This window comes from Bacillus sp. z26 (genome assembly GCF_058313635.1).
The window spans coordinates 815,772-827,718 of the sequence record NZ_JBZFQM010000002.1 but is presented as its reverse complement, the minus strand read 5'-3'; the positions used below and the strand labels follow the sequence as shown (position 1 = coordinate 827,718).

Sequence of the window (11,947 nt, the reverse complement as noted above, 5' to 3'; positions counted from 1 at the left end):
GTTGTCATGCATTCTGCGAATTAAAATTAAGAGTGTGTGATAAAAATGGGAGGTGATTGAATGAGGAAAGCAAGAATGGGTATGTGTGAATTGTGTTTACGGGACCATGTGGAACGAACGGTTCACCATTTAATTCCACGGGAATTTGGCGGAGGTCCCGAAGATACCTCCAAGCTGTGTATTCCTTGCCATAAACAAGTTCATGCCCTTTATCCAAACTCGGAGCTGGCCGTCAGACTTAATACGATTGAGAAACTGAGGGATGACCCTGAAATAAAGAAATATTTAAATTGGATTAAAAAGCAGCCGGCAGGTAAATTGCCGAGAATAAAAAAATCCGGCTATAAGGCCGGAAGAAGGTGAGAGATTTAATTGTTCGCTGAGATTGGCTGATCAACTCCACTTATACCAATAACTGAGTTTCCGCTAATTCCGTTTGTATCAAAAATGATTCCTCCGTTAATTCCGGAACCTGAACCATTCACACTTTTGCTGGCATATTTTGGTGATATAACAAAGGAGTCGCCGAATTGAATAATTCCGCTTCCTGCATTGAGAACTTGAACGGAACCGACAAAAGCAGGCATTAAGTTTCCTCCCTTCTTTCATTTCTAGGCCTATTTATGAGTTGTCTGACATTCATAACTCTGGTTTCGGAACGGATAAATCGTCCGTTTCCGATTTGTAATAAAGAGGAGGCTGAAATAGCCTGTGTTCTGATGCAATCGACAAAAAGATATGGATTTTGATGTTCGAAATTAACTTGAATCATCTCATCAATTGGTTCGAAGTCCGGTACAGAGTAGAAGACTGCGTAATCACCAAAATTTCCTTCCTGTCCGTAAAAGAGTTCCTGTTCTCGTTGATAGGCAAGGACATTATCAACTGAATAATAATACTGGATTTCGCCAATATCAAAGCTAGCTCCCCTTGATAAGATGGACACATGGATATTGTCGACAACCGATGTCCTATTCCACATAGCAAATCCTCTCTATCGATTGACGATGGGCTGTAACGGCCCAAACTCTATGGCATTTAATGGGGTGTCAGAGGCCGAAAAAAGCTGCATGGTTTCAGTGTCGCCGATTTTAATGACTGAAGAGCTTGATACTGAAATTAATTTAATACAGCCAACCTTTATTTGTTCATTCACGACATGGAAATTCATCACGTTGCTCACTGCTCCTTCATTGAATCAGGATAAACCTCCATAAATCTGATGATGGCGTTTTCTATATCCGTTTTCATAACTTCTGATATTTGCTCCCGTATATCCGGAATTTTATGCTCTGTTCGGTTATGAGGGGGCGTTTGGTCTAAATAATGATGTATGCGCTGTGGCAGCTGTCTGGCAATGTCCTCCATGATAAAGGAGCGCATGGTGTCATCTGCTTTTTGCTCGCAGATTTTTTCGGCTCTTTTAAAGATTTCGTCCTTATTATTATTTAGGTCGAGTAAGACCTCGCTCGATAATTGATGGACAAATTCGTCTCTGGCTGGAAAAAGAAATGGACCGGGAGGGGTGTGATGATCGATTGCCAATTCATCAATTTTTTCTAAATCTGATGGAGTTAAGCCAATATTCAAGGTGCCTTCTAATCTTTCCACCTTCAATTGGTCAAATTTATATTCAATTCGGTCCACTCGAATCGGCGCCTGCTGTTTTGCTACTGTTATTTCCTCTTTTAATTTCTTTATATCTTCTTCAAGTTTATAAATGGCTTGTTGCTGGGACTCCAGCGTGTTTTGTAAATAGTAAAGGAATTGGCTTACATCCTGTGGCAAATGACTCATCCTTTCCTATCCTGGACTTGGACCTGAGGAGTATTCTCTTCAGTCGCAAAAAAGGGATGATTCGCTTTTGGAGCCGGTGCCTCAAATCCGCCGGAATTGGTCATAAGGGATTTTGACTTTATGATACCGGCACTTCCAATTTGCAGGACGGAAGCATTGGCAATTGCGTTAATTTTAATTGTATTAATCATAATGGTTTGTTTAATAAAGATGTTCATTTCTTTCACCTCTATAACGTAAATGCAATTGGTTGGTCAACGGTATCTGCATCAAACGTATTTGTAGCACTATAAGGATTGTTCACAGCTACATAGTCACCCGTATTAAAAGATCCCGCTCCGGAAAATGTCTTGGCATTAGAGTAGGGAGTAACTTTATAAATATCCCCTACATTAAATACACCACTGCTCCCAATGCTGAGAATCTGGACAATACCTACAATACCTGGCATATGAACACCTTCCTTGGGTATCTCTGTGTCTTCCTTCCTTAACAATTCTTTGCAGTATATGTGTAATGGGCTCCAAAGGTGAGGGACCTCCAGCTTTTTAGAATACATATTTTAATAGGGGTTTTTCACAGAAACTGCTACACTAGTTTTAAAAGAAATTATTGGAAGAAAGGTGAGGTAGTTTTGCAATCTATAACAGATCAAAAGAGGATACATGTCATAGATTTTCTGCGTGGAATTTCAATTGTTGGAATTCTGCTTGTAAACATGCTTGATTTTCATTCACCGTTTTTATATCTTGAATATGATTATTGGCAGAACAAGGTAGATTTCTATACATACGCCCTAATTGATATTTTTGCACAGGGTAATTTTTACCCGTTATTTGCTTTTTTATTTGGTTTTGGCACGGTTATTTTAATGAATAGAGCAGAACAAAAGGGAATTTCATTTCCTGCTTTATTTACGAGAAGGATGATATTTCTACTTTTGCTAGGGATGATTCATGCATTTCTAATTTGGCATGGGGATATTTTAATCACGTATGCCATCTGTGGATTTCTTTTGCTGCTTGTTTATCGATTAAAAGGTAAAACATTGCTTCACTTATCGGTATGGTTATATACCATTCCTTATGGAATATTAGGGTTACTTATGCTGCTGATCGAATTAATGACTCCAACATCAGGGTTGTTAAAAACTGATTTTTCAAAAATAAATGAAGCCATTGAGATCTATTCAAGCGGGACGTCCGCAGAGATTTTTTCCCTAAGATTTAATGACTGGGTTGCTGTCAATGGACTGCCAAATATGATTTTCATATTTTTATCAGTCTTTCCATGTATTCTGGCAGGAATGGCATTTGCTAAGCTGGGATGGATTTCAAATCTGAAAGTCCATTATAAAAAAATACGGATCATGTTCCTGGTATCTTTACCGATAGGACTTATTTTAAAAATGTATCCGTATCTGTCGAGCCAAAATTATGCGAGTGAATTTTTGCAGGATTCTTTTGGCGGCCCTTTACTGACATTGGCTATTATTACAGGGATTACCCTTCTTTATGAAAAATCTCCTAAGGTAAGAAAAATAGCTGTTCCTTTTGTCAGGCTGGGACGAATGTCACTTACGAACTACCTCATGCATTCTATTATATGTACGTTACTCTTTTATTCCTATGGACTTGGATTATATGGAGATGTAGGAGCATTTATGGGCTCCATCCTCGCTTTTCTGATTATCCTGTTCCAACTGGTATTTGCAAAATATTGGTTGCGATATTTTAGATTGGGACCAATTGAATATGTTTGGAGAATCGTTACGTACTGGGATAAACCATCATTCAAACGGGAAAAGGAGGTTGGTGCTTCTCAATGAAAAGAATCATGATAGTCGGAAGCGGAGGGACAGGCAAGTCTACTTTGGCGAAAGAACTTGGGTCAGTATTGAGTCTGCCCGTTTATCATCTGGATTTCTATTATTGGCGTCCAGGCTGGATTCCAACTCCGGAAAACGAATGGGATGATTTTGTTAGCAGTCTAGCCGGTAAGCCCTTATGGATTATAGATGGCAATTTTAATCGGACAATGGATCTTCGTTTAAATCAAGCAGACATGGTTATTTTCCTCGATTATTCTAGGTGGTCTTGTTTATATGGCGTGATTAAACGGCGATTTATGTATCATGGAAAGACACGACCAGATCTGAATGAAGGATGCCAAGAAAAGGTTGATTGGGAATTTATCAAATGGGTATGGGGATTTGAAAAGAAACAGGCACCGAGGTTACGTGAGAAGCTTCAAAAGATAGATGACAAACAGATTTACCATTTTAGAAATAGGAAACAGTTAGAAAAGTGGCTTGCTAACTTATCTTAGAAGGGATGAATGAAAGATGAAATTTTCAACGATTAAGGAAAATGGACAATCTGTAGCCGGACTTATTGATCATGATACTTTTTATTCTTTGGAAGCAATTAAACAAAGCTGCCCGGAGCTCGAAGGACTGCCGGTATCCCTGCAAGTATTGATTGAAGAATCTGAATCATGGCTGCCGAAACTTGAAAAGTGGGAGAAGGCTGCAAAGAAAATAGAGGGTAAAAATATAGATTCATTGACATGGTTAGCTCCATTGCCAAGGCCGAGCAAAAACATCTTTTGTGTAGGTAAAAACTATGCAGCACATGCAACGGAGTTTGATGGAGGCATTGTGCCAGAAGATATGATTGTGTTTACGAAAGCTCCAACAACGGTTAATGCCCATAAACAACCCGTTCCACTTCATAAAGAAGTAACAAATGAGCTGGATTATGAAGGGGAGTTGGCTATTGTAATCGGTAAAAAGGGAACCTCGATATCCCGCGAAAAAGCCTATGATTATATTTTCGGATATACCATCTTAAATGATATTACAGCACGTGATCTGCAATCCAGACATCAACAGTATTTCCTGGGGAAAAGCCTGGATGGTACATGTCCGATAGGTCCTTGGATTGTTTCAAAAGATGCAGTACCGCACCCGGAAGATCTCGAAATTGAAACAAAAGTGAATGGAGAAACAAGGCAATATGCCAGAACATCCTTATTTTTGTTTCCGATTGATGAAATTATTGCAACTATTTCTAAAGGAATTACATTAGAGCCTGGAGATATCATTGCAACGGGTACACCGGCTGGGGTAGGGAAAGGTTTTAAACCACCGCGATATTTAAAAGACGATGATGTGATCGAAATAACGATTGAAGCAATTGGAACATTAAAATCAACAATACGTAAAGAGTAAGGACGTAATAGTCGTACATTAAATGCTATTATGCTACTATTATGTTGAATAATGTTGAAAGTGGGGGATTTTATGGGTGGAACTTATGAACATATTTTCATGTGGGTGTTATCTATTATTGTGTTCTTAGTGTCTTTAAAGATGACAGGTAAAAATTTAAAAATAATGATGATGATTAATAGGGTGCTATACATATTAATTATTGCAACTGGTATCATGTTGTTAATGAAAGTTTCCAATATTAGTGGAGAGTATATCGCCAAGACGATTATTGGTATTTGGGTAATCGCTGCAATGGAAATGACAAATGTGAAGAGATCAAAAGGAAAAAATCACAAATCATTCTTAATCCAGTTTTGGATTGCATTTGTTTTAGTTTTATTGCTTGGCTTTAGATTACCTTTTGGTATTCAAATATTCGGATAAGAGAGAGGCTCAGTCGATGAAGACTGGGCTTTTTATTTTGATTATTTTCATAGGAAGAATGGTTAGTGGTAGGAAGGCTAGCCATATAGTTAATCCATAAAGAAGAAAACATCTCCCTTTTACTAAAGGAATTTGTATAAAATCTTTATAATAAGAGGTGTTTCAATTACTCTTCTAGAATTCTTAAAAAACTAGGAAGGGAGATGAAGGTCCCTGAAATACACTGGACGTACTTTAAGGATTTTAAAACAGGCAGAAATAGAGGCCAAAAGAACAACAAATATGGTTTATCCAGTCCATTTAGTATTAGGTATATTGCTCGAGAAGACAGGTGTCTGTGCTGAGCTATCTCTTAGATATCCAAAACTTTTGGATTTAGTAGATGAGCGAGTTAAGGAAATATACCCCAATAAATACGAACAAGGAATTAGTTATGAACCCTTTACAATAAATATTTCCCTATCGACTGAACAGGTACTAATAAGTGCGTGTAACCGAATGAAACATTTTAAACAAGTTTATTTAAATGAGGGCCATTTAGCTGATGCGCTATTTAGAAGCAATGACGATTTAACAAGTGCCTTACTGGATGGATTAGATGTTTCAGGCATACTTGGAATAGTATCATCTCCAAGAGATATGATTGTTCCTCTAAAGGATTATGAATTCCCAACCATTTCAACAAGTAATATAAATTGTAGGAAAGCAGAGAAAAATGATGCTGCATGGTTAAAGTCTTTTGTAGAAAATGAATTCGGAAACAGATGGAACGCATCGGTTGAAAACGGATTTTCACAAGAAAATATTCCTATTTTCATCACTATAGAAAAAAACCAGATTAATGGTTTTGCTTGCTTTGATGTAGAAAAGAAGGGATTGTTCGGTCCGATGGGTACTTCTTTATCAAACCGAGAGCAAGGAATAGGATACACCCTCCTTCATCATTGCTTAAGAGAGATGAAAGAAAAGGGCTATGAATATGCTATTATTGGGCAGGCTGGCCCGTTGGAATTTTATGAAAAAGCGTGCAACGCTGTTATAATTCCAATGAATGAGAACTTAACACTTAGCCCCATTTGTAAAAAAGTGATTTTGTCATTCATTAGGGACATATCTTTCTAAATTGATGGAGTGAGTCAAACCTATATTTTTTGCATTAAATGATAATATGTTAATTCTAACTAAAAACTCTTATAATAAGTATCGCCTAAAAAATTAACGGTTCGTTTTGTTATAATGAGTTTATGAAATAATTTTTTCTCCGGGATATCAATCCGTGGATTTAATAGTATGAACGAGAAGCAGGTGATCATATGATTTTGGAATGCATTATTGAAAATGAAAAAGATGCCATTAAAGCAGAACAGCTTGGCTTTAACCGGTTGGAGTTAGTGTCTGCCATGTCGGAAGGCGGATTGACTCCAAGTTACGGGACGGTAAAGCGTGTCATCGAAGGTGTGAAGCTTCCTGTTCAGGTGATGCTGCGCCCGCACGGCTATTCATTTGAATATGATGAATTCGATTGGATGTCAATGAAGGAAGATCTTCAAGCCTTTTCAGATTTGGGTGTAGGTGGAATTGTATTTGGCTGTCTGAAGAATGGAGAAATTGACCAAGCTCTTTTGGAGAAAGTGATAAAGGAAGTACCTCATTTGGATATTACATTTCATAGGGCATTCGATGAACTCAAAACTCATGCAGATGGGCTTGAAGTTCTTTGTCAGTACTCCCGACATGTAAAAAGGGTTCTAACTTCCGGCGGTAAGGTAAGCGCTTATGAAGGTAGGGAAAAATTAAAGCAGATGGTTGCTTTATCAGATGTATGGTCAGGTCCTGAGATATTGGTAGGCGGTGGCCTTGATACAGAGAATATCAAGGAATTACATTCATTTCTGGATGCAAAGGAGTACCATTTTGGAACAGGGGTCCGAAAAGACAAATCATTTGCCAACGGGTTCGACTTTAAGAAGACCAAATACTTGCTTGAATATTTTGGGATTAAGTAATGGAAGGGAACACTCATATTTTTAGATGGGTGTTTTTTTGTATATAACCAAAGGGACTTCAGACGGAAGTCCCTTTGGTCATATCATTTTAAATTGGAGATGTGGATTAACAGATGTTGCCTCATTCCTTAGTCTTTATTTCTTAATAGCTTTTCGATGACCATCCGTTTGCCCGTATTCAGGGTGAATTCGAAGCGGTTGTGTTCTTTATTGTGCTCGAAAAAATGATGATGGAGGGAACAGATATAGTCACTATTATCAAAGATAAAAAAGTTCGTGCCCGTTAATTGCGCCGCGGATGAAAAGGATAGTTGATTATATCCATATATACAATCATAGACAGAAAAATTCATGCTATTTAACGTTGTGATGAATTGAAAGAAGGCATCGTCCTGTAAATCTTCAAGTAAACGCTCTAAAGAATATTGTAAGTTTTTTTTGATCCGGACCTGATCTTCATCTTTTATAAATATAATTTCTTTGCCTGATAATAACTTTCCGTCCTCAACCAAAGTGCCCTTACGCCAGCGATTATTGCGATAGATGGATATCTCGTTATTCATATATTCCTCGAGTGGGTAGGCCTCATCCGTTTCTTCATCGAAAAAGACCCATTGATCATTAATGTTTTCAAAAATTCCTTCTGTATATGCTCTTAGCTGCTGACTTAATAGTTGAATTCTAAGTTGATTTTTCATGTGTGCGCCTCCAAGTGCAGATAAAAGAGTCATATGTAAAACTCAAGTCCTGCATTCCATTTTGTCATTATATAAAATCTTTGGCACTGTCTTCTATTTCTTTACATAAGCATCTTTTTTTATAACTCTATTCCTTAAAGTTGGACAATTAACAACTTTGTGTCTGGAGCATATCATGATAGCAGGATTGGGCCATTGCTTGTTTGAAAGGATGATGTATTTTGTGCGGTATTACTGGCTGGGTTGAATTTAATCGATCTATTAATCATGAGAAAGAGATTCTCGTTAAAATGACGAATACACTCTCTAAACGTGGACCTGATGATACGAATATATGGGATAGCCAACATGTTGGTTTGGGACATAAAAGGCTCATTGTTGTCGACCCACAGTGTGGAAAACAACCAATGATTCGAGAAAAAAATGGAAATCGTTTTGTTCTATGCTACAATGGTGAACTTTACAATACAGAAGATATTCGCAAAGAACTATTATTAAAAGGATATTCATTCACTGGCCATTCGGACACTGAAGTTCTGTTAACTGCCTATATGGAATGGCAAGAAAAATGCGTGGATTTTTTTAATGGGATATTTGCCTTTGCGATTTGGGATGAAGCCAAACAACAATTATTTGTGGGAAGAGACCGAATGGGGGTAAAACCTTTTTTTTATTCCCTGCAAAATGGTCAATTTCTGTTTGGCTCTGAAATAAAGGCAATACTGGCTCACCCAGGAATTAAGCCGATTCTGACAAGAGAAGGGCTTGCCGAAATACTTGGACTTGGTCCATCTCGATCACCGGGATCAGGGGTTTTTAAAAACATCAAGGAACTCCGTCCAGGGCATACGTTAACTTTTAATAAGGATGGAATAGAGATTAAACGTTATTGGAATGTGAAGAGTGAAGCACATCGCGATAATCTGGATGAAACGGCGGAAAAGGTCCGTTTTCTGGTGAAAGATGCTGTGCAGAGGCAATTGGTTTCAGATGTTCCGCTATGTACGTTCCTGTCAGGAGGTCTTGATTCAAGTGCGATAACAGCCATCGCCTCCAAACAATTTCAAAAGGAGGGAAAACCTGCGCTCAATACGTACTCAATTGACTATGAAGATAATGCTGCCCATTTTCAGGCGAATGAATTCCAGCCAAATGCAGATGGGCATTGGATTGAATTAATGAACCGGGAATTTGGAACAAAGCATCATTATTGTGTAATCAGCCAGGAAGAATTAATCACCAATCTGAGTGAGGCTATGATGGTAAAAGATTTACCAGGGATGGCTGATATCGATTCTTCCTTACTTTGGTTTTGCAGAAAAATAAAAAAAGAGTATGTCGTCGGCCTTTCTGGAGAATGTGCGGATGAGATATTTGGAGGCTATCCGTGGTTTCATAATCCTGAACAGTTATCAAATGATACTTTTCCATGGATGCGCTCTATACATGAACGGCATCAATTACTTAGGAAAGACTGGCAAGATAAACTCTCCATTGAAGAGTATGTAAAGGATAAATATCAACAAAGTATAATTGAGACGCCTTTACTTTCAGGGGAATCTGATATAGAAACGAAAAGGCGGCAGTTATTTTATATAAATATGACTTGGTTTATGACTAATTTATTGGATCGGAAAGACAGGATGAGTATGGGAGCCAGTTTGGAAGTACGGGTTCCATTTGCTGACCATCGCTTGGTGGAGTATGCATGGAATATACCGTGGGATATGAAAATGGCAGATAACCGTGAAAAAGGCATTTTACGAAGAGCTTTGAAGGGAATTCTTCCAGAAGAAGTCCTGTATAGAAAGAAAAGCCCATATCCGAAAACACATAATCCCCTTTATACAAAGCTGGTGAAGAAGTGGCTCGAAGAACTGCTGGAGGATACAGATTCCCCCTTATACGAATTCTTTGACAGAGATCAGCTGAAAGCCCTTGTAGAATCAGGAGGATCTTCATTTAAAACGCCATGGTATGGTCAATTAATGTCCGGTCCACAATTACTTGCTTATTTGATACAGGTGCATTTATGGTTTAAACACTATAATATCATTTTGGAAGATTCTTGAATTAACTTAGGCTGCCTGAGAACCTATCGGCAGCCTTTTGATTTGCATATAATGTGACTTATAATTAATGCTTTCTTAAAAAATATGTTATAAATGGTCATGGGAAAATTTGAATTTATATTTCAAAAATCAATGTACGCTAGTTATCAATCTCGCTTATGGGGAGCAGCTTTTGTTTTGATGGGCGGATGTTCTGACGATACATTTGATTATTTTCGTGGATGGTTGATTGGCCAGGGAGAAGAGATATTTAACAAAGTAATGAAAAATCCTGAATTTTTAGCTGAATACATAAGTGAAGTTAACCTTGATGATGAAGGGTTCCCGCAAAATGAAGAATTGTTAACTGTTGGATTGGATGCCTATACCCTCATCAAGACAGGTGATACGGAATGGGATGACAATATATATGATGAGTTTTTGGATGTGCTTGAAAAAAGGGGTTGAAGCCTGTACCTGATATAGAATTTGAGTGGGAAGAAGAGGATCTGGAAAATTTATTTCCGGTTTTATGGGAAAGATTTGGAGAAGAACCTCTAGGTTAGAAAAGGGTTGGCATGATATTAAAAAGCCGGAAACCATTTGGAATGTACATTTACCACGGTCCCCGGCTGTTATTTCTTATTTAAAAATTTGGCTAATTACTTCATCTAGTGACATTGTACTATCAACTTCAAATACGCCAGGTTTCAGTTTGTTTTCTAACTTCCTGCTTTCAATTGTTTTTGTAAAACTGGAAGCATTGTCTATAATTTTTCCTTTAACCAAGGCGTTTGCCACATCAATACTGGTCATTCCGCTAGCTACATTTATTACTGTTTTGTAGATAACTTTTTGATCCTGTTGATCTGAGGTTTCTTTTGCTGTTTTCTCTGCTTCTTTCAGTTCAGCAGAGTATTCGTCCTCTGTTTTTATAACATAACCCAAAGAAGATAACTCATCCTTCATTTCATCTTCTGTCAGTTCTTTAGTAACGGCATTTTTCGGAGATTCTGAAGCCTGAGTAACTGTTTCTTCTTCGGAGGAGGAAAAATACACAGCACCGCATACACCTGCTGCTACAATTATTCCTGCAGCAAAACTGCTTAAAACTTTAGGCGTCATGGACTGCTTTCCTCCTTCTTTGGCTTGGACTATCATATGCAGCAAGCCTTCCTAACACTTCATCCTCTGTCAGTTTGGTAATAGAGGCAATACTTTTTGTGGAATAGCCGCGTTTGTATAAATCTAGCATTTTGATCATGACTTGACGTTCCTCAGTGTGATATCCCATGATACCAGCTTCATTAGCCGTAACTTCTTCATGTAGTTCTAGTTTGTTGATTTGTTCCTGCAACTTATTTGTTTCATCCAGCATGACAGCATAATAGGTATCCAGCTGCTTTGTTTCTTTTTTCTCCTGCTTCTTCATTTTAAGAAATGAAATAAGGAGCAAAACGACTGCTATACTAAATAAAATGATTAGCGCTATTTTCATTAGTTTTAAATCCTCCTAAAAAAATCTTCTTTCTATTATACATAGAAAATCTAATAAATTACGACTAAAATCGCTAAAATGAAAAGAACTTGTAATCTTCTCTATGAGAAGAGTTCTCTTAAGTGTACCCGCACTGTTGTATGCACTGCAATGTAAAAAAGTTCCTTTTGTGGAATTCTATTTAAAGATGTGGAAGAGTAGATAAGTTAGAAAATAAATAAAAAACCCCTTAAAAGTTA

General features: G+C 37.7%; 18 protein-coding genes. 9 read left to right on the top strand and 9 right to left on the bottom strand.

Features of this window, described 5'->3' with window-relative positions:
• Positions 1-60: 60 nt before the first annotated feature.
• On the top strand, positions 61-363 hold the full coding sequence (hlpB, locus tag AC4G3K_RS09230) for an HNH nuclease-like protein HlpB (protein WP_491133126.1): 303 nt from the start codon (positions 61-63) through the stop codon (positions 361-363).
• Positions 364-368: 5 nt separating this feature from the next.
• Here the strand turns inward: hlpB and AC4G3K_RS09225 are convergent, their stop codons facing one another.
• The 6 genes from AC4G3K_RS09225 to AC4G3K_RS09200 are packed head-to-tail and all read right to left on the bottom strand — an operon-like array spanning position 369 to position 2,248.
• Positions 369-587 carry a spore germination protein gene (locus AC4G3K_RS09225; protein WP_491076476.1) on the bottom strand — a complete coding sequence of 73 codons (219 nt, stop codon included), beginning with the start codon at positions 585-587 and terminating at the stop codon, positions 369-371.
• Complete coding sequence (locus AC4G3K_RS09220) at positions 587-982, bottom strand: spore germination protein GerPE (protein WP_491076477.1); 396 nt, start codon at positions 980-982, stop codon at positions 587-589. Before AC4G3K_RS09220 ends, AC4G3K_RS09225 begins: the two co-directional genes overlap by 1 nt.
• A gap of 12 nt (positions 983-994) precedes the next feature.
• A complete protein-coding gene (locus AC4G3K_RS09215) occupies positions 995-1,171 on the bottom strand; it encodes a spore gernimation protein GerPD (protein ID WP_491077170.1) in 177 nt (58 codons plus the stop codon).
• Positions 1,172-1,179: 8 nt separating this feature from the next.
• Positions 1,180-1,797, bottom strand: coding sequence for a spore germination protein GerPC (gene gerPC, locus AC4G3K_RS09210; protein WP_491076478.1), 618 nt, complete (start codon positions 1,795-1,797; stop codon positions 1,180-1,182).
• A complete protein-coding gene (locus AC4G3K_RS09205) occupies positions 1,794-2,015 on the bottom strand; it encodes a spore germination protein GerPB (RefSeq protein ID WP_491133125.1) in 222 nt (73 codons plus the stop codon). The genes gerPC and AC4G3K_RS09205 overlap by 4 nt, the downstream gene beginning before the upstream one ends.
• Positions 2,016-2,026: 11 nt before the next feature.
• Complete coding sequence (locus tag AC4G3K_RS09200) at positions 2,027-2,248, bottom strand: spore germination protein (protein ID WP_491076480.1); 222 nt, start codon at positions 2,246-2,248, stop codon at positions 2,027-2,029.
• A gap of 183 nt (positions 2,249-2,431) precedes the next feature.
• Between AC4G3K_RS09200 and AC4G3K_RS09195 the strand changes: the two genes are divergently transcribed.
• From AC4G3K_RS09195 to AC4G3K_RS09170, 6 genes are all read left to right on the top strand, one after another.
• The gene (locus AC4G3K_RS09195) at positions 2,432-3,625 is read left to right on the top strand and encodes a DUF418 domain-containing protein (RefSeq protein ID WP_491133124.1); all 1,194 of its coding nucleotides are present in this window, start codon (positions 2,432-2,434) and stop codon (positions 3,623-3,625) included.
• Positions 3,622-4,125: a DNA topology modulation protein gene (locus tag AC4G3K_RS09190; protein ID WP_491133123.1), complete on the top strand. Its 504-nt coding sequence runs from the start codon at positions 3,622-3,624 to the stop codon at positions 4,123-4,125. Before AC4G3K_RS09195 ends, AC4G3K_RS09190 begins: the two co-directional genes overlap by 4 nt.
• Positions 4,126-4,141: 16 nt before the next feature.
• A complete protein-coding gene (locus AC4G3K_RS09185; protein ID WP_491133122.1) occupies positions 4,142-5,029 on the top strand; it encodes a fumarylacetoacetate hydrolase family protein in 888 nt (295 codons plus the stop codon).
• 72 nt (positions 5,030-5,101) lie between these two features.
• Positions 5,102-5,455 (top strand): YisL family protein, encoded by a 354-nt coding sequence (locus tag AC4G3K_RS09180; RefSeq protein ID WP_491076484.1) that lies wholly within the window; start codon positions 5,102-5,104, stop codon positions 5,453-5,455.
• Positions 5,456-5,770: 315 nt separating this feature from the next.
• A complete protein-coding gene (locus AC4G3K_RS09175; protein ID WP_491133121.1) occupies positions 5,771-6,577 on the top strand; it encodes a GNAT family N-acetyltransferase in 807 nt (268 codons plus the stop codon).
• Positions 6,578-6,768: 191 nt separating this feature from the next.
• Positions 6,769-7,461, top strand: a complete 693-nt coding sequence (locus AC4G3K_RS09170) for a copper homeostasis protein CutC (protein ID WP_491133120.1) — start codon at positions 6,769-6,771, stop codon at positions 7,459-7,461.
• Positions 7,462-7,589: 128 nt separating this feature from the next.
• On the opposite strand, the gene AC4G3K_RS09165 is transcribed toward AC4G3K_RS09170, so the two are convergent.
• Positions 7,590-8,159, bottom strand: a complete 570-nt coding sequence (locus tag AC4G3K_RS09165; protein WP_491076487.1) for a DUF2777 family protein — start codon at positions 8,157-8,159, stop codon at positions 7,590-7,592.
• A 221-nt stretch (positions 8,160-8,380) separates the two neighbouring features.
• On the opposite strand from AC4G3K_RS09165, the gene asnB reads away from it, so the two are divergent.
• Both asnB and AC4G3K_RS09155 read left to right on the top strand, forming a co-directional pair.
• Positions 8,381-10,231, top strand: coding sequence for an asparagine synthase (glutamine-hydrolyzing) (asnB, locus tag AC4G3K_RS09160; RefSeq protein WP_491133119.1), 1,851 nt, complete (start codon positions 8,381-8,383; stop codon positions 10,229-10,231).
• A gap of 93 nt (positions 10,232-10,324) precedes the next feature.
• Positions 10,325-10,678 carry a DUF4240 domain-containing protein gene (locus AC4G3K_RS09155; protein WP_491133118.1) on the top strand — a complete coding sequence of 118 codons (354 nt, stop codon included), beginning with the start codon at positions 10,325-10,327 and terminating at the stop codon, positions 10,676-10,678.
• A 174-nt stretch (positions 10,679-10,852) separates the two neighbouring features.
• On the opposite strand, the gene AC4G3K_RS09150 is transcribed toward AC4G3K_RS09155, so the two are convergent.
• A complete protein-coding gene (locus AC4G3K_RS09150; RefSeq protein WP_491076490.1) occupies positions 10,853-11,335 on the bottom strand; it encodes an aminodeoxychorismate lyase in 483 nt (160 codons plus the stop codon).
• Positions 11,325-11,708 (bottom strand): hypothetical protein, encoded by a 384-nt coding sequence (locus AC4G3K_RS09145; RefSeq protein ID WP_491133117.1) that lies wholly within the window; start codon positions 11,706-11,708, stop codon positions 11,325-11,327. The genes AC4G3K_RS09150 and AC4G3K_RS09145 overlap by 11 nt, the downstream gene beginning before the upstream one ends.
• Between the last annotated feature and the right edge of the window lie 239 nt (positions 11,709-11,947).